The sequence below is a fragment of the Kitasatospora sp. NPDC092286 genome, from assembly GCF_044755565.1.
Lineage (GTDB): Bacteria > Actinomycetota > Actinomycetes > Streptomycetales > Streptomycetaceae > Kitasatospora.
Window position 1 is genome coordinate 13830 of the sequence record NZ_JBIVRD010000050.1, and the last position, 20353, is coordinate 34182.

At 73.7% G+C, this 20353-nt stretch carries 20 protein-coding genes; 10 read left to right on the forward strand and 10 right to left on the reverse strand.

Annotated elements, in window-relative coordinates:
• Nucleotides 1–9 precede the first annotated feature (9 nt).
• From ACIQIB_RS34405 to ACIQIB_RS34415, 3 genes are all read right to left on the reverse strand, one after another.
• Nucleotides 10–1371, reverse strand: coding sequence for a glycosyltransferase family 2 protein (locus ACIQIB_RS34405; RefSeq protein ID WP_400762844.1), 1362 nt, complete (start codon nucleotides 1369–1371; stop codon nucleotides 10–12).
• Nucleotides 1368–1973, reverse strand: a complete 606-nt coding sequence (locus ACIQIB_RS34410) for an archaeosortase/exosortase family protein (protein WP_363606874.1) — start codon at nucleotides 1971–1973, stop codon at nucleotides 1368–1370. Before ACIQIB_RS34410 ends, ACIQIB_RS34405 begins: the two co-directional genes overlap by 4 nt.
• A 168-nt stretch (nucleotides 1974–2141) precedes the next feature.
• Nucleotides 2142–2348 (reverse strand): hypothetical protein, encoded by a 207-nt coding sequence (locus ACIQIB_RS34415; protein WP_363606875.1) that lies wholly within the window; start codon nucleotides 2346–2348, stop codon nucleotides 2142–2144.
• 393 nt (nucleotides 2349–2741) lie between these two features.
• On the opposite strand from ACIQIB_RS34415, the gene wecB reads away from it, so the two are divergent.
• On the forward strand, nucleotides 2742–3905 hold the full coding sequence (wecB, locus tag ACIQIB_RS34420) for a non-hydrolyzing UDP-N-acetylglucosamine 2-epimerase (protein ID WP_363606876.1): 1164 nt from the start codon (nucleotides 2742–2744) through the stop codon (nucleotides 3903–3905).
• A 57-nt stretch (nucleotides 3906–3962) separates the two neighbouring features.
• Here the strand turns inward: wecB and ACIQIB_RS34425 are convergent, their stop codons facing one another.
• Together ACIQIB_RS34425 and ACIQIB_RS34430 are read right to left on the reverse strand one after the other, a co-directional pair.
• Nucleotides 3963–4607, reverse strand: coding sequence for a TetR/AcrR family transcriptional regulator (locus tag ACIQIB_RS34425; protein WP_400762845.1), 645 nt, complete (start codon nucleotides 4605–4607; stop codon nucleotides 3963–3965).
• 141 nt (nucleotides 4608–4748) lie between these two features.
• Nucleotides 4749–5597, reverse strand: coding sequence for a class I SAM-dependent methyltransferase (locus tag ACIQIB_RS34430; RefSeq protein WP_400762890.1), 849 nt, complete (start codon nucleotides 5595–5597; stop codon nucleotides 4749–4751).
• Between the two features lie 321 nt (nucleotides 5598–5918).
• On the opposite strand from ACIQIB_RS34430, the gene ACIQIB_RS34435 reads away from it, so the two are divergent.
• From ACIQIB_RS34435 to ACIQIB_RS34455, 5 genes are all read left to right on the forward strand, one after another.
• Nucleotides 5919–6260 (forward strand): hypothetical protein, encoded by a 342-nt coding sequence (locus ACIQIB_RS34435; RefSeq protein ID WP_363606879.1) that lies wholly within the window; start codon nucleotides 5919–5921, stop codon nucleotides 6258–6260.
• A gap of 305 nt (nucleotides 6261–6565) precedes the next feature.
• A complete protein-coding gene (locus ACIQIB_RS34440) occupies nucleotides 6566–8596 on the forward strand; it encodes a hypothetical protein (RefSeq protein WP_400762847.1) in 2031 nt (676 codons plus the stop codon).
• Nucleotides 8597–8702: 106 nt separating this feature from the next.
• Nucleotides 8703–8909, forward strand: a complete 207-nt coding sequence (locus ACIQIB_RS34445; protein ID WP_400762849.1) for a hypothetical protein — start codon at nucleotides 8703–8705, stop codon at nucleotides 8907–8909.
• On the forward strand, nucleotides 8906–9070 hold the full coding sequence (locus ACIQIB_RS34450) for a hypothetical protein (RefSeq protein ID WP_400762851.1): 165 nt from the start codon (nucleotides 8906–8908) through the stop codon (nucleotides 9068–9070). The genes ACIQIB_RS34445 and ACIQIB_RS34450 overlap by 4 nt, the downstream gene beginning before the upstream one ends.
• A 671-nt stretch (nucleotides 9071–9741) precedes the next feature.
• On the forward strand, nucleotides 9742–11436 hold the full coding sequence (locus ACIQIB_RS34455) for an ABC transporter ATP-binding protein (RefSeq protein ID WP_400657074.1): 1695 nt from the start codon (nucleotides 9742–9744) through the stop codon (nucleotides 11434–11436).
• 10 nt (nucleotides 11437–11446) lie between these two features.
• Here ACIQIB_RS34455 and ACIQIB_RS34460 read toward each other — a convergent pair whose 3' ends face one another.
• Nucleotides 11447–11647: a DUF6011 domain-containing protein gene (locus ACIQIB_RS34460; protein WP_363606886.1), complete on the reverse strand. Its 201-nt coding sequence runs from the start codon at nucleotides 11645–11647 to the stop codon at nucleotides 11447–11449.
• A gap of 44 nt (nucleotides 11648–11691) precedes the next feature.
• On the opposite strand from ACIQIB_RS34460, the gene ACIQIB_RS34465 reads away from it, so the two are divergent.
• Nucleotides 11692–12492, forward strand: a complete 801-nt coding sequence (locus tag ACIQIB_RS34465; RefSeq protein ID WP_400762853.1) for a TetR/AcrR family transcriptional regulator — start codon at nucleotides 11692–11694, stop codon at nucleotides 12490–12492.
• A 33-nt stretch (nucleotides 12493–12525) separates the two neighbouring features.
• Here the strand turns inward: ACIQIB_RS34465 and ACIQIB_RS34470 are convergent, their stop codons facing one another.
• The gene (locus ACIQIB_RS34470) at nucleotides 12526–12852 is read right to left on the reverse strand and encodes a winged helix-turn-helix transcriptional regulator (protein WP_400762892.1); all 327 of its coding nucleotides are present in this window, start codon (nucleotides 12850–12852) and stop codon (nucleotides 12526–12528) included.
• Between ACIQIB_RS34470 and ACIQIB_RS34475 the strand changes: the two genes are divergently transcribed.
• Both ACIQIB_RS34475 and rarD read left to right on the forward strand, forming a co-directional pair.
• Nucleotides 12826–12993: a hypothetical protein gene (locus ACIQIB_RS34475; protein ID WP_400762855.1), complete on the forward strand. Its 168-nt coding sequence runs from the start codon at nucleotides 12826–12828 to the stop codon at nucleotides 12991–12993. The two genes, ACIQIB_RS34470 and ACIQIB_RS34475, sit on opposite strands and share 27 nt — an antisense overlap.
• A 169-nt stretch (nucleotides 12994–13162) precedes the next feature.
• Nucleotides 13163–14152 carry an EamA family transporter RarD gene (rarD, locus tag ACIQIB_RS34480; RefSeq protein WP_400762856.1) on the forward strand — a complete coding sequence of 330 codons (990 nt, stop codon included), beginning with the start codon at nucleotides 13163–13165 and terminating at the stop codon, nucleotides 14150–14152.
• A gap of 44 nt (nucleotides 14153–14196) precedes the next feature.
• Here rarD and ACIQIB_RS34485 read toward each other — a convergent pair whose 3' ends face one another.
• The 3 genes from ACIQIB_RS34485 to ACIQIB_RS34495 all read right to left on the reverse strand — a co-directional run bounded on the left by ACIQIB_RS34485 (nucleotide 14197) and on the right by ACIQIB_RS34495 (nucleotide 17475).
• The gene (locus ACIQIB_RS34485; protein ID WP_400762858.1) at nucleotides 14197–15132 is read right to left on the reverse strand and encodes an ABC transporter permease; all 936 of its coding nucleotides are present in this window, start codon (nucleotides 15130–15132) and stop codon (nucleotides 14197–14199) included.
• Complete coding sequence (locus ACIQIB_RS34490) at nucleotides 15119–16108, reverse strand: ABC transporter ATP-binding protein (protein WP_363606894.1); 990 nt, start codon at nucleotides 16106–16108, stop codon at nucleotides 15119–15121. Before ACIQIB_RS34490 ends, ACIQIB_RS34485 begins: the two co-directional genes overlap by 14 nt.
• A gap of 77 nt (nucleotides 16109–16185) precedes the next feature.
• A complete protein-coding gene (locus ACIQIB_RS34495) occupies nucleotides 16186–17475 on the reverse strand; it encodes a DUF2092 domain-containing protein (protein WP_363606895.1) in 1290 nt (429 codons plus the stop codon).
• A gap of 181 nt (nucleotides 17476–17656) precedes the next feature.
• Here ACIQIB_RS34495 and ACIQIB_RS34500 point away from each other — a divergent pair, with 181 nt between their 5' ends.
• A complete protein-coding gene (locus ACIQIB_RS34500) occupies nucleotides 17657–20230 on the forward strand; it encodes a bifunctional FO biosynthesis protein CofGH (RefSeq protein ID WP_400762860.1) in 2574 nt (857 codons plus the stop codon).
• Nucleotides 20231–20353: the final 123 nt, after the last annotated feature.

Sequence of the window (20353 nt, forward strand, 5' to 3'; positions counted from 1 at the left end):
CTCCGTCGGTCAGGCGGTGGCGATCTCCTGGACGGCGGGCGGCGGCTCTGCCGTGCGGGCCGTCTTGTGCCAGGAGTTCTTGCGCCGCACGATCCGCCAGAAGGCGCGGACCGCGACGAGGTAGGTGGTCGCGGCATAGACCGCGAGCGCGAGGCCGTAGCCGAGCGCGGCCCGGCGGCTGATCCCCGGTTCACTGCGACGCCGGTACACCGGCCCCCAGACGGCGAACTCGGCGACCCCCACGAGCAGGTAGAGCGCGATCAGCGGAGCGCCGCCCCGGCTGAGGAAGGAGAGGACGAACTCGGGGTAGGCGACCGAGTTGTAGGCGAAGGCGGCGATCGGCACGGTGTACACGACCAGGCCGATGACCTGGAGCCAGGGCTGGACCATGAAGTAGAGGACTTCGAGGAAGCCCGTCGTGCTGAAGCGGTGCGATCGCCAGACCTGGCGCAGATAGGGCGCGCACTGCATCGCGCCCTGTGCCCAGCGGACCCGCTGGGTGATCAACTGCCGCACGCTCCACAGGGCTTCCTGGTCCACCCAGGCGGCCGTGGTGTAGCCGTTGCGCCAGCCGCCGAGCATCATCCGCAGGCCGAGCTCGAAGTCCTCCAGCAGCGCCCTGCCCCACGGCTCGGCGCTGCCCTGGTCGATCGAGCGCAGTGCGCTGAGCCGGTTGGCCTGGCCGTTGCCGCCCACGTTGACGGTCCGGGTGTACCGGCGGGTGATCTGCATGGCGGAGATCGGCCCGCGGAACTCGATGTCCTGCAACCGGGCCAGCAGGCGGGCGAACCGGTTGGCGAGGCGCCCCCGGCCGGGCAGCGGCACGGCCACGTCGCGGTTGGACATCCGGACCTCGACCTGGACGGCGCCGATGGCCGGGTCGCCGAAGAACGCCGGTCCGGCGAAGCAGTGCAGCATCCCCGGGGAGGGCCGCCCGTCGGCGTCCAGGACGGTCACGACGACCCGGTCGGCGTCGGCGTTCCCGGGCAGCCAGGCTTCGAGCGCCTGGTAGGCGGCGTTCAGGGCGTCGCCCTTGCCCGTCCGTGCCTGCGGCAGCCGGCGGCCGACCAGTTGGACGGGCTGCCCCGCGCCTGCCCGGGCCCGCACCACCTCGGCCGTCCGGTCGTTGGAGTGGTCGTCGACGACCCAGACGCGGGCCTCGGGGAAGTGCCGGGCGAGGTAGTCCAGGGTGGTGCCGATCACGGCCTCCTCGTCCCGGCAGGGGATGAAGAAGTGCCAGCTGAACCGGGTCGGGTCACCCGGGGTGTCCGGGCGGGCCCGCAGGAAGTTGCGCACGATGACGGCGACATAGGCGAGGAAGCTCACCCCCAGGACGAAGGAGAGGGAGATGGAGATGTCGAGCAGGGTCACGGCGCGCCATCCTCGACGTCGTGGGTGGAGGTTCGGGTGATCATGTGGAGGAAGAACAGCAGGGCGACCAGGGCGGCGGCCATCATCAGCACCGAGCCGAACAGGACGTGCGTCCAGCCGAATCCCTCGTCGCCGTAGCGGTGCTGCATGGCGACGATCAACGTCAGGCGCCCCAGGTTGGTGGCGCCGATCAGGGCGGCCGCCAGGACGAAGCCCAGCAGGACCCGCGTCGGCCTGCGCGCGCTGAACAGCAGCAGGACGCCGGAGAGCAGGGCGAGCGGGGCGATCAGCAGGGCGCTGCTGCAACCGGTGGTCAGCGCGATCCCGCGCCCGAAGCCGCCGTCGTCGCCGGCGTAGAGCACCGGCGCGTCGGGGGACGTGAGCAGCATGGTCTTCAGGCCCAGCGTGTGGGAGACGAGCCACTGCGCTCCGGCGATCTCGTGGAAGCGGTAGTAGCGCTCGCCGGCGACCAGGAACCCGCACAGACCCAGCAGCAGCGGACCGAACACCCGGCCGGGCAGCGGGGTGCGGCCGGGGTGCGACACCTGCGAGCGGGCCGGCCGCGACGGCTGGGAACGTTGCGGGTACGCGTCTGCGGTCACGAGGAAAACCCCCTGGGGGAAGGGCGGGTGGCGGGAATCGGCGCCCCGGCCCGTACCGCCGGCTGATCCGGTAGGGGCTCCGGAATGGGCTCCGGGGCGGGCCGAGGGCGGTTTTCCGGCACCCGGCGGAACGACAAGGTGTGGCCGGTGTCCGGGCGTTGGTGCCGGCTATGCCCCGCCGCGGTTCCGATCGGTCGGCTCCGCCGTGTCGGCGGTGTCGGCGGCCAGCCGGCTGCGCCGGATCAGCACGACTCCCACCAGCACCAGCGCCGTGGCGGCCGCGGTCGCGATGCCGAGGCCGGGCGAGCCGGTCGAGGCCAGAATGCCGCCGCCGGCCGCAGTCGGGGGAAGGCCGCCGGTAATGGGTCCGTACATGGACAGTTCCTCTCGTTCTGACCGGATTGTTCCGATCTGGCCAGCCCGTATGTTGCTGCATCGGCCGGATGATCTGACCGGTGCCGCGCCCATCTGAGGGGAAATCACTCATTTGCCTCAATTGGCCGAGCACGAACTGCTGGTGACCAGGTATCCGGCACCGGAGCCGCCCGGCGGGTGCGCATCCGGCACCCGTCCCTGACCTCGCCCTTGACGGCCCGACGGGCCGATCGTTGTCCGCCGAACGGGTGATAGCGCCCGGGGTGAACCGGCTTTTATTGGGCCAATTGGGTGACATTAGGGGCATGTATTGATCTTTTCTTCGAATCCCCTCCCTACCGTCTGCTGTTACTGCACCGACCTCATCCCGCCTCTCGCCCCCTTCGGAGCGCCATGTCCTCGACCGATGTCGCCCTGGTCCTCGGAACCCGGCCGGAAATCGTCAAACTCGCCGGTGTGGTCCGCCTCCTGGGCCCCCAGGCCCGCGTCGTGTGGACCGGCCAGCACTGGGACCCGGCCCTCACCACCGCCTTCTTCGCGCAGTACGGCCTTCCCCGCCCGCACCACCTGCTGAAGGGCGTCGGCGGCGAGCCGCGCGGCCGGCAGATCGGCCACATGGTCAGCGCGCTGAGCGACCACCTCGCGGCACGCCCGCCGGCCGCCGTCGTCGTCCAGGGCGACACCAACACCGCCGCCGCCGGCGCGCTGGCGGCACACTGCGCCGGCATCCCCGTCGTCCATGTCGAGGCCGGCCTGCGCTCCTTCGACCCCGACATGCCCGAGGAGGCCAACCGCCGCCTCATCGCCCCGCTCGCCGACCTGCACTGCGCGCCCACCCCGACCGCGGCCGCGCACCTCCTGCGCGAGGGCATCGAACCGCACCGGGTGGTGATCACCGGGAACACCGTCGTCGAGGCGACCCTGGAGACCCTGCCCGCCGAAGCCGAGGCCCGCCGCATCGTGGCCGAGCACGCCGTCGCCCCGGGCGGCTACGTACTCGCGACCATCCACCGCCCCGAGAACACCGACGACGCCGCACGGCTCGCCCAGATCCTCGACCAACTCGCCGCCCTGGACATACCGGTGCTGCTGCCGCTGCACCCACGGACCCAGGCCGCCGTCGACGCGTTCGGCCTGCGGGCCTCGATCGCCCGGCTGCGGCAGATCGAGCCACTGGACCACGCCGCCTTCCTCGCCCTGGCCCGGCACTGCCGCCTGCTGGTGTCGGACTCCGGCGGAGTCCAGGAAGAGTGCACCGTGCTCAAGCGCCCGCTCGTGGTGGTGCGCAACTCCACCGAGCGCCCCGAAGCCGTGCAGGCCGGCTTCGCCCGCCTCGCCCGGCCCGGTCACGAACTCGCCCGGACCCTGAGGGACTTGCTCGACGACGAGGCCGCTGCCGAACGGCTGGCCAGGCTCCCTTCCCCCTACGGCACCGGACAGGCGAGCGCCGACATCGTCACCGCGGTCCGCAGCCGCTACCTCGCCCCCGGGCGGACCCCCGTACCGCAGCCCGGCCGCGAGCCGCTCGCCGCCACGGCGGCCCACCCCGGGCACTGATCAGGCCGGCAACCACCCTGCGGCGGAAGGGGCTACCGGATCAGCCGCCGCTCCTCTTCACGTCCTCGGCGGCGCGGCGGCTTCCCGGCTCCCCAGGGCGGGCGCGTCGGACAGGCCCGAGGCCCACATCCGGCCGTAGGCCGAGTAGTCGCACAGGTGCCGGGTCACCTCGGCGGCGCTGAGACCCGTGCCGCCCTCGATCCACCAGGAGAGCACCCCGACGACCTCTCCCGTCCACGCCCGGGCCACCACCTCCAGCGGGACGCGCGGCTGAACGCCGGCCTGCCGGCAGCGGCTCCGGAAGACGTCCCCGGCCAGCTCGCCGATGATCCCGGTGAACTCCCGCAGCGCCCGGCCGTCCCCCTCGCCGCGAAGGATGACCTGGCAGGCCGGCCGCTCCCGCTCGGCGTGCTGGAACAGGTGCAGCAGCGGCAGTTCGGCGATCCCCTCGGCCCCGGCGTCGGCCTGCTCGACCGCCGGCATGAAGCGCACGCGGTCCAGCGCGAGGTCGCGGACCACCCAGACGAGCAGGTCCTCCTTGTCCCGGTAGTGGGCGTAGAACGTGGCGCGGCCCACGTCGGCCCGCTCCACCAGCTGATCCACCGTGACCGTGTGGAACCCCTTCTCGAGCACGAGCTCGACCAGCGCCGCACCCAGCGCACTGCGCGTACGGCGCACCCGGCGGTCTTCAATCACCTTCACAGGAGAACTAACGCTCCTGACAGCGCCTGGTCACGACCGGGCCGCGGTGGCCGGGCGAGGGAAGTGCGGCGCCTCAGGGCAGCGGGGTGCGGGACTGCGGCTCGTCGAACTCGGGGGCGTCGATCCCGAGGTCGGACGCGATCACAGCCCGGTGCGGTCCCTCCACCAGACGAACACCTCGGTGCTCGGCTGCCGTTCGGAGAACAGGCCCGACGGGGAGACCTCCCGCAGAAGCCGGAGCAGGTCCGCCTCGAAGCCGGCCCGGCGCGCGCCGAACAGGTGCGGGGCCGAGGACGACATCGAGAAGACCTGGGCGACCACCTCGTCGCGCGTACGCTCCAACGCCTGCCCACCGGGGACGACATGGCGCTGGAGGCCGGAGAACCCCGCCCGGGCGAGCACCGCGGCCTCGTCGTCGGGCGTCCCGTGCGGCAGCACCCCGCGGCCGGCCCGTCGGACCGGCCCCAGGTACCGCCCGACCAACGCGTCCACGGCCGCACCGGGCACCGCCGGGTGCGGAAGGCCCTCCACGGAACGGGTCTCCGTCTTCAGATCCGAGATGTGCACCAGTGCGCCCCCCGGTCGGAGCATGCCCCGCATGGTCGCCGCCACCGGCCCGCGGTCCATCCAGTGGAAGGACTGGCCGAAGGTCGCGACGGTGAACGTTCCGAGCCCCGCGGGCAGATCCTCCGCCCGGGCCCGCACCCACCGCGCCTTCCAGGCCACCTCGGCCTCGGCGGCCGCGCGCCCGGCTTCGGCGATCATCCCGCCGTCCGGGTCCACACCGACGATCTCGCCGAACAAGTCGGCCAGGCCCACCGCAAGGGTGCCAGGACCGCACCCCACGTCGACCAGGCGCCCCCGTCCGTCGAGCCTCAGAACCCCGGCGAGCACATCGGCCAGCCCGGGAGCGTAGGGGAGCCTTCCGCGCCGGTAGTAGGCGGCCGTGCCCGAGAACAACGAGTCGTCCCACTCCCAGTCGGCGGCCACGTCCACCCACCACCCTTCTCCCGATCCACGTCCACCCGGCGTCCGATGATTCCACGGCGGCGACCGGTACAGCCCGGCGAAACCCCGCGAGTCCTACGGGTGGTGGGGTAGTGCCCAGTTGAAGCTCGCCGTTCGTGCCCGCCTCCCCGACCGGGCCGCGCGCCGAGCGGTCCGGCCGTTCGTCCACCACCGACCCGGGCGGGCGGGAGTGGTGGGACACCGGCGACTCCGGGCCGCCCCGCATTCGGCGGGGGCGTGACAGAGTGAGCGGGAAAAGGGGTAATGACTCGGTAAATCGACTGCTTGCCAAGGAGAGTGACGATGACTCAGCAGAAGCTCGACGTGTGGGCGTTCGCCGCCCCGCTCGTCCTCATGGGGTTCGGCGGGCTGAGCCTCTACCTCGGCCTGCCGGACGACGGACCGGTCACGTGCGGCAGCTCGACCATGTACCCCGGCGACTACTGCGGACCGCTCGCCGGGCGGGTGATCACCGGCAGCGGCGGGCCGCCCGCGAGCAACTACGACGCCATCGCCGCCGAGCAGCACGCGTCCACCCCCTTCGCCATCATCCTGGGCGTGGTGCTCCTGGTGGCCGGCGCCGCCGTTCTGGCCCTGCTCGTCCACGCCGCCCGGCGGCGCCCCGCCCAGGGCCAGACGTTCTGACCCGTGGGGGCGGGGGCGTCGCGCCGTTCCTGTTCGGTGCGGTGAGGCCGGGCCCGTCCAGCCCCGGTGGCTCCGGGCGCGACTCGGCAGGGCGCGGCCGCTCGGGCCCGGGTCGGCTCGGGGGCGTCCGGGCCTGTGGTTGGGCCGGCTGCGAGCGGACGTCCGTGATCGAACGTCCGTGGCGGAACGGGGCCGTCGGTCCCGCACCCCCGCTCCCACCCCGGGGGGTGATCATCTCGCCGTCGCCGCCGCCGGATAGCCTCGTCCGCGCACGGCTGGAACGGATCGACGGGGGACGCGACACCATGGAGCACACCGACGGCTGCGACGAGCGACTGGCGGCCGAGGGGGAGGTGGCCGTCGCGCGGCTGGCCATGGACTCCGGGGACCTCCCGCACGCCGCCGACCACCTCGCGGACGCGATGACCACCGACCCCCAACTGCCCGAGCTGCACGAGGCACTGGCCGAGCTGTGGGCCCGTGCGGGCGGCGCGGAGGCGGCGCGGGAGCTGTTCCCGCTCGACGGGCAGGTGTACCTGGGCACCGTGGTCTGCCGGGCGCACGTCGAGGCGGCGGCGGGGGACTGGGACGCCGCCGTCGCGCTGCTCGCCTCGGCGATCCAGTACGAGCCCGGCAAGCCCTGGGCGCACACCGCCTGGCTGGGCCGGGAGGACCTGCCGGAGCTGGTCTCCCCGGACGCCGTCACCCAGGCGGTGATGCGGGCCGCCGGTACCCTCCCGGACCCGCTGCCGGAGGAACTGCGCCCGGCCGTCCAGCCGTTCGAGGACTTCGCCCAGGCCGTGGTGGCCCGTCACCCGGACCACCCGCTGCTGCTGGCCGTGGTCTCCGGGCTCACCCGGCGCCTCGGTGCCACCGCGCGCGCCGTGGAACTCGCCGAGCACGCCCACCGCCTCGCGCCCGAGTACCTGCCCGCCGTGATGCTCGGCAACGCCCTGCGCGCCCACGGCGAGCCGGACCGCGCGCTGGAGGTCTGGGAGGCGGAGCTGGCCCGCGACCCCTCCGACACCTACCTCGCCGTGGACATCGCCGAGCTGTACGGGGCCACCGGCCGGCCCGCCGAGGGGCTGCCCTGGCTGGACCGGGTCCTCGCCACCGAGCCGGACCACCCCAAGGCGGGCCCGGCGCTGCACGGCCTGCGGCACGCCGCCGACGGCGGCACCGCCCACCTGGTCGCGCTGGTCGACCACTACCGCGCCCACCCCGAGCACGACTACGCACCCGATCTGCTGGCCCGGCTCTGCAGGCGGCAGCCCTGGCTGGGCATGGTGCCCGGCGCGACCGAGGCCACGGTGAACGTCCTCCACCAGGTCCTGAAGTCGTCCGACACCGGCCGGGACAACGAGATCACGTGCACCGTCTCGGCGCTGGAACCGCCCAGTTCGCTGCTGGCCCTCCACCTGGCGCTGCCCCGGGCGACCGTCGAGTACCGGGCCGTCCTCGACCCCGACCCCCGGCTGCCGCTGCGCGAGGTCGGCACCCGGGTCTGGACGTACGACGGCACCGACCCGCGCCCGGCCGTCGCGCCGCCCTCGGCGAGCGGCGCCGAACTCGTCCGGGGCACCGCCGAGATCGTCTGGCCGAGCCTGCCCGCCGCGTACGACCACGCGGTCCGGCTCGCCGCGCTGCCGCTGGACGACCTGGTCGGCGTGCTCGCCCACCCGCCCGCGCCGCGTGAGGAGGAGCTGGGGCAGGCGCTGCTGGCCCACCAGCCCGAACTCTGGGTGCGCGCCGTCCAGTCCTTCGCCTGCCTCGGCATCGCGCACCACCGCACCGACCAGCCGTGGGAGGGCTCGGACCGCCGCCGGGTACTGCTCGACCTGCTGCTCGGCTCCGAGGACTGGGTGGTCGAGGCGGCCGGTTTCGCCCTGACCGCGATCGGCTGGACGCACCCCGAGGTCCGCGCCGACATCGCCGCCCAGCTCCGGACCCGGCTGCGGTACTCGGCCGAGGCGTCCCAGCGGCGCGAGGTGACCGTGCTGCGGTCGGTCTGCACCCTCGTGCTGGCCTGCCCGTGGCTGGACGAGGCCGATCTCGACCTGGCCCGCCGCCTGATCGAGCGGGACGACCTCGCCCGTGCCGCCGAACCCACCGAGGAGGACGAGCACCGCGAGCGGGAGGCGATCGAGCAGGCGAAGGCGCCGGCCCCCGCCGAAGCGGAGGACCCGGAGGCCGCAGGGGGCAGGGCGGCCCAGGGTGCCGAGGAGGCCGAGGAAGCCCTGGAGGCCGAGAAGGCCACGGAGGCCGAGGAAGCCGCGGAGCCCAAGCCCGTGGCACCCCGCCCGGGCCTCCTCCGCCGCCTCCTCGGCCGCGGCTGAGCAGGCCCCCACCGCTGCCCGCCTGAGCCCGGGGCCCCGTCCCGCCGGTACGGACCCGGGCAGGCCAGGGTGCCGCGTCCCGGCGTACGTGGCGATCCCCTTCTCCGTGTTCACCGGCTCGATCGGCGGCCTCGGGCTGGAGCGCTGCCTGGCCGAGGCCGGGGACGAGGACGGCTTCGTCGCCTTCGTCCACCGCCTTCTTCCGGAGCCGGACGAGGAGTTGATCCGGCGGATCGCCGGGATCGTCGGCGAGACCTGTGAATTCGATGACGGTTTCGTAGAACTGACGGAACGTCGGAAAGCGCGTCGGTGACCGTCCGCAAGGCCGCGGGCGACAGCTGCTCGTTCACCGAAGGGCACTCCGGCTACTCCGCCGTCCCCCCGGCGGTGACCGAACCGGCCGGTGGCCACCACGGGGTGCCGAGGCATCCAGGCGTCGCCGAACTGGCCGCGGCCATCGCCAACCGAGGGTGAACACGCCTGTCACCAGCCGAGAGTGAGTGTGCATGCCACCAAGTGAGGGTGCACGTGCACGTGCACGTCACCCGCTCTCTGCCCCGGGCGCGCATTCCTGGCGAAGGCGGATAATGGAGGTATGGAAACGGGTTCGACCCGTGCGCCAAGCGTGTGGGTGGCAAGAACCCCCTTTCCAATCAATGGCATACCTATGTTGTCGGTTCAGCCGCAGCCTGCCTTACAGGGGCGACGCGGGTCCGGCAGTGTGCCATCACAGAAAGGACACCATGATGGCAATCTTCGATGGCGGGTTCGGCCGGGGTCGAGGCCGGGGTCGCGGTGACTTCGGACGTGGACGCGGCGGCTTCGGACGCGGTGACTTCGGTCGCGGCGACTTCGGCCGTGGCCGCGGATACGGCCGGGGTTTCGGATACGGACGCCGTGACCGTTGGTGGTACTGATCTCCTAGGTCGAGCTGGGATTAACTCCCATGCCGGGGACCGGCGGTACGCCGCCGGTCCCTGCTTCCATGATTGGGCAGTGATTCTGTGGCCGAAGCGATGTCTTTGGAACCCCGGACCGATCCCCTGGCGAGCGGATCGAGCGGATCGAGCGGATCGAGCGGATCGAGCGGGTCGAGCCCATCGAGCGCATCGAGCGGTTCGAGCGCGTTGAGAGCCGAGGGACCGGTGGCGGCGGCACGTACCGTCCCGCTGCGGGAGGCCTTCCGGCGCTTCTGGCCGTGGGTGCACCCCGACGCGCGGTGGCTGCCGGTCAGCGCGGGCCTGCTCCTCCTGGGCGCGTTCGGTGAGGTGGTGTCGGTCTGGCTGTTCAAGTACCTGATCGACGACGTGCTCGTGCCGAGACACTTCTCCGCCTTCTGGCCGCTCGCCGGGGCCATGGTGGCCGTGGCCGTCGTGGGGGCGCTGTTCGCCTTCGCGGGCGGCTACGCGGCCACCAGAGTGGCCGAACGGTACATCCTGCGGCTGCGGACGGCCACCGTCGCCCATCTGCACACGCTGACCCCCGACACGCTGGAGAGCCGTTGGCGCGGCGACGTGATGTCCCGCCTCACCGCGGACATCGCCGCCATCGAGCAGCTGGTCTCCTCCGGCCTGATCACCGGGGGCACGGCGCTGGTCAGTCTGGTGCTGTTCGGAGCGGCGGCGGTGTACCTGAGCTGGCCGCTGACGCTCGCCGCCCTGACCGTGGCACCCCTGTTCTGGCTCTCCACACGCTTCTTCGGGCGCCGCATCATGGCCCGGGAGCGGCAGGTCCGCCGACGGGTCGGCAGCGTCACGGCCGTGCTGGAGGAGAGCCTGCGCAACGCGGTCGTCGCCCACACCCACGGCCAGGAGAAGCATGAGGTCGAGCGCGTGCACCGGGAAGGCACGGCCCTGCTGAACAGCGAACTCGGCGCCGCCCGGGTGGCCGGCCTCTACCCGCCGGTGCTCAGCGTTCTCGAAGTGATCGCCGGACTCGTCGTCGTCGGCGTCGGCGCCTACGAGCTGGACCACGGGGCGCTGACCCTGGGCGGACTGCTGGCCTTCGCCGCCTTCATGGCGCAGCTCTTCGAGCCGGCCCAGCAGCTGTCCGGGCTGGCCACCGTCATCGGCGCGGCAGGCGCCTCGGCCGAACGCGTGCTGGAACTCCTGGACATGCGCAGCCCGGTCCAGGAACGTCCCACCGCCCGCGACGTGCACGACGTCGAAGGGCGGGTGTCCTTCGAGGGCGTCGGTGTCAGCTACCCGAACACCCCCGGCCGGCCGGTGCTGACGGACCTCACCTTCGACATCGGCCCCGGCGAGGTCCTGGCGATCACGGGGCCGAGCGGCAGCGGCAAGTCGACGCTCGCGAAGCTCCTGATCCGCTTCCTGGACCCGGACGCCGGAGCCGTCCGCCTCGACGGCCACGACCTCAGGGACCTGACCCTCGCCTCACTGCGCGAGGCCATCACCCTGCTGCCCCAGCAGGCGCCGCTCTTCCACGCCACCATCCGGGACAACATCGCCTACGGCAGGCCGGAGGCGTCCCGGAGCGAGATCGAGAACGCCGCCCGCAACGCCGGTGCCCACGACTTCGTCATGGCCCTGCCGCAGGGCTACCGGACCGAGATCGGGGAGGACGGCTTCCAGCTCTCCGGCGGACAGAGCCAGCGCATCGCCATCGCCCGGGCCTTCCTGCGCAACACCCCCGTCCTGATCCTGGACGAGCCCACCGCGGGCCTGGACCAGCAGGCCGCCGCCCATGTGATCACCCCGCTGCGCCACCTCATGACAGGGCGCACCACCCTCCTGATCACCCACGACCAGGGCTTCGCCCGCACGGCCGACCGCATCCTCGCCCTGGGCCCGGTGGACAGCCCGCTGAGCCGGTCCGGATGACGCGGGCCCCCTAACCGATCCCCGGCAGCGGGTCCTGCTCCACCTCGTGGCGCGGGACCCGTTCGGCCGGGTCGCGGCACTCCGGGCCGAGGCGGAGCATGCGGGACTCGGGGTCGTGCAGGGGCCGGTGGCAGCGCCGGCAGGTGACGCGGACGCGCAGCGGCTCCGGCGCGGGTGTGCCGGGCAGGGGTTCGGCTCCGGGGCTGGTCATGGGGTAGACGGTAGCGGGGCGGCGGCCGTGCAAGGATTTCCCCCATGGCCACCGACCGCAGCAGCGCAGGAGACCCGGCGCGCACCCTCGCCCTGCTCTGGGGGCTGGCGACGGAGGAGAAGCCGGGCCGGCGCGGCCCGAGGCAGGCGCGCTCGACGACGGAGATCGCCGCGGCGGCCATCGCACTCGCCGACGCCGAGGGCGTGGACGCCGTCACCATGCGCAGGGTCGCCCAGGAGCTGGGGCTCTCGCCGATGGCGCTCTACACCTACGTCCCCGGCAAGGCCGAGCTGCTCGACCTGATGCTGGACACCGTCTACGCGGCGATGCCGCGGACCGCCCCGGCCGGTGACGGCTGGCGGGCCCGGGCCGCCGCCGTCGCGGACGACAACCGCGCGCTCTACCGGTCCCACCCCTGGGCGGCGGCCGTCTCCACCAGCCGGCCGCCGCTGGGCCCGGGCCTGATGGCCAAGTACGAGTACGAGCTGCGCGCCCTGGCCGGTTCCGGCCTGCCCGACGTGGAGCTGGACGCGGCCCTCACCCACCTGCTGGGCTTCGTCCAGACCTGCGCCCGGATGGCGGCCGACGAGCGGGCCGCCCGGCAGGACAGCGCGATGACCGACGGGCAGTGGTGGGCCGCCAACGCCGACCTGCTCGCCCGGGTCTTCGACGCCGAGCGCTACCCGGTCGCCGCCCGGGTCGGCGCCGCCGCCGGCGAGGCCCACGGCGGTGCGTACAGCCCGGACCACGCGTACGCCTTCGGCCTGGTCCGGGTGCTGGACGGGCTGGCGGCACTGATCGCGGAGAACGGCCGGATCGCGGAGAACGGGCCGACGGGACACTGATCGACAGCCGCCTCATGGGCGGCGCGGCCCGGCTCAGCGCGGCCGGGCGTCGTACTCCGCGCGGGCCTGCTCGACGGCCGGGACGCGCTCCTCGGACCAGCGGGCGAGGGCGGCGACCAGCCCGGCGGCCTCCCGGCCCAGCGGGGTGAGGCTGTAGTCGACCCGGGGCGGGATGACGGGGTGGGCCTCGCGCAGCACGAAACCGTCCCGTTCCAGGGTCTGGAGGGTCTGCGCGAGCATCTTCTCGCTGACGCCGGAGACCCGGCGGCGCAGCTCGCTGAAGCGGTAGCCGCGCTCGGCCAGCGCGGCCAGCACCCGGCCGAGCACCTGGAGGTGCTGGTCGGCGCCGGTCTGCCGCAGGGCTTCGCGGAGATCCTGGTGGACGTGGACGCGGGCATCGCGCGCGGCGAGCTGGCGGGCACCCCGGGTGACCTGGCCCGGCTGACCGGCCGGCCGACCGTCCCGCTGGCGGAGAGCGTGAGCGCCGCGCTCCGGGGCTGACGCCGCCTGCGGGGCCCGGCCGCCCCGACAGGCCCCGCCCGACAGGCCCCGCCCGACAGGTCCCGCCCGGCAATGTCATGACCAAAAACCGAATACGGAGATGACAGTCTGCCTTCCCGCCCGCTACCGTCGGCTCGACACACGCGCGCGTTTCGGAGGGCAGGCCGTCATGCCGGAGACAGATCAGCGGGAGGCCGGCCGGGGTCTCTGGTACGGCGTCGCCGCCTACGGGATGTGGGGGCTCTTCCCCCTGTTCTGGCCGCTGCTGGAGCCCGGCGCCGCCGACGACATCCTGGCCAACCGGATGGTCTGGTCACTGGTCGCCGTGCTGCTGCTGCTGATCGCCCAGCGGCACTGGGGCTGGATACGCCCGCTGCTGCGCCAGCCCCGCCGACTCGCCATGCTGGGCGCGGCCGCCGCCGTGATCTCGGTCAACTGGGGCGTCTACATCTGGGCCGTCAACGCCGGGCACGTCGTCGAGACCAGCCTCGGCTACTTCATCAACCCCCTGGTGACCATCGCCTTCGGCGTACTGGTGCTCAAGGAGCGCCTGCGGGTGGCGCAGTGGACGGCCGTCGGGGTCGGCGCCCTCGCGGTGGCCGTGCTGACCGTCGGGTACGGGCGGCTGCCCTGGATCGCGCTGACCCTGGCGCTCTCCTTCGCCACCTACGGGCTGCTGAAGAAGAAGGTCGGGCTGAGCGGGCTGGAGAGCCTGGCGGCCGAGAGCGCCTTCATGTTCCCGTTCGCGGTCGGCTACCTGGTCTACCTGGAGATCAGCGGACGCGGCACCTTCGGGCACACCGTGGCCGGCTCGTTCGGCTGGGGCCACTCGGGGCTGCTGATGCTCAGCGGGGTGATCACCGCGATCCCGCTGCTCTGCTTCGGCGCGGCGGCGGTCCGGGTGCCGCTCACCGTGCTCGGGCTGCTGCAGTACCTGGCGCCGGTGTTTCAGTTCCTGATCGGCATCGCGGTCTTCCACGAGTCCATGCCGCCCGCCCGCTGGGCCGGCTTCGCCCTGGTCTGGGCCGCGCTGGCGCTGCTCACCTGGGACGCGCTGCGCCGGGTGCGGGCGGACCGCGCGGAGCGGGCCGCGCTCGCCGCGGGGCTCGCCGCGGGGGCCGGCACCGAGGCCGCCACCGCTCCGGCGGCCACCCGCTGAACCGCCCGGCGGGGGCTTCCCGGCGCCGGGAAGCCCCCGCCGTCCTACGCCGTGATGTCCCGGCTGGAGAAGCGCGACCAGGCGGCCGAGCCGAAGACGGCGACGTACGCGGCCTGGAGCCCGAGGTTCTTCAGCACACCGTCCCAGTACATCGGCTCCCGCAGCAGGTCCCCGAAGCTCAGCCAGTGGTGGGTGAAGAGGAACGGCTGGATCGCGTGCAGCTGCGGGAAGCTGTCGAGGATCTGGACGGTGATCACCAGGCCGACGGTGGCGGCCATCGCCGCGATGCCGCTGCCGGTGAGCGTCGAGATGAACAGCCCGATCGCCACCAGCCCGGCCAGCGAGGCGGCCACCACACCGGCCACCAGCACCACCCGCAGCAGGGCCGAGCCGAGGCCGATGGTGTCCCCGGAGATCAGCGTGACATCGCCGAGCGGGAACAGCGCCGCGCCGGTGGCGAGCGCCGCCAGCGCGACCGTCGCCGTCGCCGCCAGGCAGAACACCAGCCCGGCGGTGAACTTGGCGGCCAGCAGCCTGGTCCGGCCGGCCGGCGCGACCAGCAGATAGCGCAGCGTGCCGCCCGCCGCCTCGCCCGCGACGGAGTCCCCGGCGACCACACCGACCGTCATCGGCAGGAAGACCGGCAGCGCCATCGCCAGCGCGGTGAACACCAGGAACAGGCCGTTCTGGGTCACCTGCGCGATGAAGGCCGGGCCCCCGCCGCCGTGCGACCCGTCCGTCTCGATCCTGACGGCCACGCCGATCAGAACCGGCAGCAACGCCAGGATCGCCAGCAGCACCATGGTCCGGACCCGGCGGAAGGTCAGCCGCAGCTCGCTGCGGAACAGCGCCAGGAACCCGGCCGCCGTCTGCGGCCGCCGGCCGACCGGAGGCGCGGCCGCCCCGATCCGCCCGCCGGACCCGACCTGCCCGACCTTCTCAGCCCGCCCGACCTGCTCAGCCTGCTCAGCCCGCGACATCGAAGCCCTCCCCGGTCAGTGCCACGAAGGCGTCCTCCAGCGTCCCGCGCTCGACCCCGAAGCCGCGCACCCGCACCCCGGCCCCGACCAGCGCGGCGCACAGCCCGGGCAGCACCTCGTCGGAGAGCGCCCCCAGCTCGCCGTCCACCCGGCCCTCCCCGGCCGTCACCGCCGCGACCCGGTGCGCCGCCAGCACCTCGGCGGCCCGTGCCACGTCCGGCGTGCGGACCACCAGCCGGCCCTGGGCCCGGGCGGCCAGTTCGGCGACGGTGCCCTGCACCACCAGCCGGCCGCGCGACATCACCGCCGCGTGCGTGCAGACCTGTTCGATCTCGTCCAGCAGGTGGGAGGAGAGGAACACCGTGGTGCCCTCCGCCGCGACCTCCCGGACCAGCGCCCGGATCTCCCGCATGCCCTGCGGGTCCAGGCCGTTGGTCGGCTCGTCCAGCACCAGCAGCTCGCGCGGCTGGAGCAGCGCCGCGGCCAGGCCGAGCCGCTGCTTCATGCCCAGCGAGTACGCCCGGGCCCGCTTGCCGGCGGCGGCCGTCAGCCCGACCCGCTCCAGCGCCTCGGTGACCCGCCGCTGCCGGGTGCGCGGGTCGGCCGTCGGGTCGGCCGCGTCGAACCGGGCCAGGTTGTCCCGGCCGGAGAGGAAGCCGTACAGCGCCGGGCCCTCGATCAGCGCGCCGACCCGGGGCAGCACCGTGGAGACGGACTGCGGCATCGACTCGCCGAGCACCGTCGCCACACCCGCGGTGGGCGCGATCAGGCCCATCAGCATCCGGATGGTGGTGGTCTTGCCGGAGCCGTTGGGCCCGAGGAAGCCGAAGACCGAGCCCCTGGGCACCGTCAGGTCCAGCCCGTCCACGGCGAGCTGGCCGCCCCGGAAGCGCTTGGTCAGGCCCCTGGTCCTGATCACGTCGTCGGACGGGACGCCGGACGGGGCAGCGGACGGGACGGCGGCGGGAACGGCCACGGGGGCCGGGCGCGTCTCGGCGCCCCGGCCCCCGGCCGACTCCGTAACGTCCCCCGTTACGGGAGTCTTCGTCACTCCTACTTCACCCCGGCCGCGCTCTGCAGCACCGGGAGCGTCACCGCGCCCGCGAAGACCCGGCCGTCCTCGGTGACCAGCACGTTCAGCACCTTGGTGCTGATCAGCGTGCCGCCCCCGACCGGCTTGCCCAGCGCCTTCACCAGCGACTGGAGGCTCTGGCCCCCGCCGTGGCCGTTCTGCCCCTGGCTCTTGCCGTCGTGCCGCCCGGGCTTGGCCTCCTTCGGCACGGTGACCTCGCCGGTCGGCAGCTGGGCGCTCAGCACCGCCGTCCAGCCCTCGCCGACCACGTTCAGGCCGTCCGGCCCGGCGTGGCCGCCCCGGCCCGCCGGCCCGCCCTGCGCGTCCGGCGCGGCGTGACCGCCCTGGCCGGCCTGCCCGCCCTGCGGCCCGTCCGTCTTCTGCTCCGTCACCTTGGCGCCCTTGGGCACCGAGAAGTCGAAGGTCCTGGCGGCCGGCTCGGCGAAGGAGACGTCCGTGAAGTGGACGTCCAGCACGGTGCCGCCGTCGGCGCCCTTGACCACCACCGCGAGCGGCACTCCGTTGTCGGCGGCCACCGCGATCCGGACCTCGCCGATCGTCGAACCGGACTGGGTGGGCTTCACCGAAAGCTGGTACGCCTTCTGCCCGGCCACGCTCGCCGTGCCGTCCACGGTGACGGCGGTGGTGCCCGCGCCCGCCGTGAGGAACTGGCGGGCGGCCTCCTGCGGGGTGGTCGGCACCCCGGTCAGCGGGACGCCCTCCGGCCGGGCGCCCTGGGGGTGGGCGCCCTGCGGGAGCGTCAGGTGGACCGCCTCGTTGGTGGAGCTGTCCCAGGCCCAGGCCTGGTCACCGTTGTGGACGAGCGTGTACCCGGCCAGGTTCTCGATCAGGTCGACCCGCTGGCGGTCCGGCCCGGCCACCGCCACCCGCAGGGTGTGGTCGCCGCCGAGCAGACCGCCCAGCTTCGCCCCCGGCGCGGCCGAGGAGGACCCGGAACCGCCGCCGCCCGCGATCGCGCCGCCGGCCGCCGCCCCCAGCAGCTGACTGGGCACCCCGAGGTCGGCCGAGACCGAGACCGTGCCGGAGAGCGTCTGCGCCTGCGAACCGAGCACCTTCGCCACCACCTGCTCGGCCGTCAGCGCGGGCAGGTTCGGCGGGGAGTCGTCCGCCAGCGCGGGCACCAGGCCGATCCCCGCGGCGATCACCCCCGCCACCGCCACCGGTACCACCACCCGCACCGCCGTACGCCGCCCGGACCGGTACGGCGCGCCGCCGCCCCGGTAGTCCTCGGTCGTCGTGTCGTCCGTCATAACGAGCAACCCCTCCGTAGCCGTGACCGACTGCCTGTGCCCCTCCATTACACGGCCACCGGCCCGTGGAGGCATCGCTCTGCAGGGCCAGATCGGGGTAGTCCCGGTGTCGCAGCCGACCCTGAGACGCCCTCAGGGTCTGCCTCCTCCGGACGTACGAGAACTGGCGTAGGGTCGCGCCATGGACGCAACAAGCACCCCGACTGCGAACGCGATGCGGCGCGCCCTGCGCCGTGCCCGGGACGGCGTCGCGCTGGACGCGACCGAGGCGGCGGTCCTGCTCCAGGCCAGAGACGACGACCTGCGCGACCTGTGCGCGAGCGCCGCACGGGTACGCGACGCGGGGCTGGCGGCGGCCGGGCGGCCCGGTGTCATCACCTACTCCAAGAGCGTCTTCATCCCCCTCACCCGGCTCTGCCGCGACAAGTGCCACTACTGCACCTTCGCCACCGTGCCCGGCAAGCTGCGACGGGCCGGACACGGGATGTTCATGTCGCCGGACGAGGTGCTGGACGTCGCCCGGCGCGGCGCCGAACTGGGCTGCAAGGAAGCCCTGATCACGCTCGGCGACAAGCCCGAGGACCGCTGGCCCGAGGCGCGCGAGTGGCTGGACGCGCACGGCTACGACGACACCATCGCCTACGTCCGGGCGATGTCCATCCGCATCCTGGAGGAGACCGGCCTGCTGCCGCACCTCAACCCCGGGGTGCTCGGCTGGACGGACTTCCAGCGGCTCAAGCCGGTCTCGGCCTCGATGGGCATGATGCTGGAGACCACCGCCACCCGCCTCTGGAGCGAGCCCGGGGGCCCGCACCACGGCTCGCCCGACAAGGAGCCGGCCGTCCGGCTGCGGGTGCTGGAGGACGCCGGGCGCAGCTCCGTCCCGTTCACCAGCGGCCTGCTGATCGGCATCGGCGAGACGTACCAGGAGCGTGCCGAGTCGCTGTTCGCGCTGCGCCGGGTCTCCCGGGCCTACCACGGCATCCAGGAGCTGATCCTGCAGAACTTCCGCGCCAAGCCGGACACGGCGATGCGCGGCATGCCCGACGCCGAACTGGACGAGCTGGTGGCCACGGTCGCGGTGGCCCGGCACATCATGGGCCCGGCCGCCTGCCTCCAGGCCCCGCCGAACCTGGTCGACGGCGAGTACGAGCGGCTGATCGGCGCCGGGATCGACGACTGGGGCGGCGTCTCGCCGCTGACACCCGACCATGTGAACCCCGAGCGCCCCTGGCCGCAGATCGACCGCCTCGCCGGGCACTCGGCCGCCGCCGGCTTCGAACTGCGGGAACGCCTCGCCGTCTACCCCGAGTACGTCCGGCACGGCGAGCCCTGGCTGGACCCGCGGGTGCTGCCGCACGTCCGGGCGCTGGCCGACCCGGAGACCGGGCTGGCCCGCCCGGACGCGGTGGTCCAGGGCCGGCCCTGGCAGGAGCCGGAGGACCTGCCCGCCTCCTACGGGCGGACCGACCTGCACACCGCCATCGACACCGAGGGCCGCACCGGCGACCGCCGGGCCGACTTCGAGGACGTCTACGGCGACTGGGAGGTGCTGCGCGAGCAGGTGGGCGCGAACGGCGCGCCCGAGCGGCCGGCGGGCGATCTGCGCGAGGCCCTGGCGGTGGCCGCCGACGACCCGGTGAAGCTGACGGACGAGCAGGCGCTGGCGCTGTTCCACGCGGACGGCCCGGCGCTGGACGCGCTCTGCCGGATCGCCGACGACGTGCGGCGGTCGGCGGTCGGCGAGGACGTCACCTACTGCGTCACCCGGAACATCAACTTCACCAACGTCTGCTACACCGGCTGCCGGTTCTGCGCCTTCGCCCAGCGCCGCACCGACGCGGACGCCTACACCCTCTCGCTGGAGCAGGTCGCCGACCGGGCCGCGCAGGCCTGGGAGGTCGGCGCCACCGAGGTCTGCATGCAGGGCGGCATCCACCCGGACCTGCCCGGCACCGCCTACTTCGACATCGCGCGGGCGGTGAAGAAGCGGGTGCCCGGCATCCATGTGCACGCCTTCTCGCCGATGGAGGTGGTCAACGGCGCCACCCGCACCGGGCTTTCGATCCGCGACTGGCTCCAGCAGGCCAAGGAGGCGGGCCTGGACACCATCCCGGGTACGGCGGCGGAGATCCTGGACGACGAGGTCCGCTGGGTGCTCACCAAGGGCAAACTGCCCGCCGCGACCTGGGTGGAGGTCGTCGCCACCGCGCACGAGCTGGGCATCCGCTCCTCGTCCACGATGATGTACGGCCATGTGGACACCCCGGAGCACTGGCTGGGGCATCTGCGGCTGCTCGCCGGGATCCAGCAGCGCACCGGCGGCTTCACCGAGTTCGTGACACTGCCGTTCATCCACACCAACGCGCCGGTCTACCTGGCCGGCATCGCCCGGCCCGGCCCGACCGCCCGGGACAACCGGGCCGTGGTGGCGATGGCGCGGCTGCTGCTCCACCCGCACATCCCCAACATCCAGACCAGCTGGGTCAAGCTGGGCGCCGAGGGCGCGGCCGAGATGCTCCGCTCGGGCGCCAACGACCTGGGCGGCACCCTGATGGAGGAGACCATCTCGCGGATGGCCGGTTCCGCGTACGGCAGTTACAAGTCCGTCCGGGACCTCCAGGCGATCGCCGAGGCGGCCGGCCGGCCGCACCGCCAGCGCACCACCACCTACGGCGAGGTGCCCGCCGAGCGCCGGGCCGCGGCGCTGGCCTCGGACGGGCACCTGCCGGAGCTGCTGCCGGTGCTGGAGTAGGGCACCTGCCAGAGCTGTGCGGCGGTTCGTGGAAGTGCTGGTGCCCGAGGGAACCCCTCGACTTGTTCGGGCATTCGAATACAGTGCGAAGGCGCGCGACCGGCCGTGCGTCGCGCGCCTGTT

Coding starts and splice junctions, on each gene's coding strand:
- wecB (WP_363606876.1), top strand. CDS start 2,742: ATGTCCTCGACCGATGTCGCCCTGGTCCTCGGAACCCGGCCGGAAATC.
- ACIQIB_RS34485 (WP_400762858.1), bottom strand. CDS start 15,132: ATGTCGCGGGCTGAGCAGGCTGAGCAGGTCGGGCGGGCTGAGAAGGTC.
- ACIQIB_RS34435 (WP_363606879.1), top strand. CDS start 5,919: ATGACTCAGCAGAAGCTCGACGTGTGGGCGTTCGCCGCCCCGCTCGTC.
- ACIQIB_RS34500 (WP_400762860.1), top strand. CDS start 17,657: ATGGACGCAACAAGCACCCCGACTGCGAACGCGATGCGGCGCGCCCTG.
- ACIQIB_RS34460 (WP_363606886.1), bottom strand. CDS start 11,647: ATGACCAGCCCCGGAGCCGAACCCCTGCCCGGCACACCCGCGCCGGAG.
- ACIQIB_RS34440 (WP_400762847.1), top strand. CDS start 6,566: ATGGAGCACACCGACGGCTGCGACGAGCGACTGGCGGCCGAGGGGGAG.
- rarD (WP_400762856.1), top strand. CDS start 13,163: ATGCCGGAGACAGATCAGCGGGAGGCCGGCCGGGGTCTCTGGTACGGC.
- ACIQIB_RS34415 (WP_363606875.1), bottom strand. CDS start 2,348: ATGTACGGACCCATTACCGGCGGCCTTCCCCCGACTGCGGCCGGCGGC.
- ACIQIB_RS34465 (WP_400762853.1), top strand. CDS start 11,692: ATGGCCACCGACCGCAGCAGCGCAGGAGACCCGGCGCGCACCCTCGCC.
- ACIQIB_RS34495 (WP_363606895.1), bottom strand. CDS start 17,475: ATGACGGACGACACGACGACCGAGGACTACCGGGGCGGCGGCGCGCCG.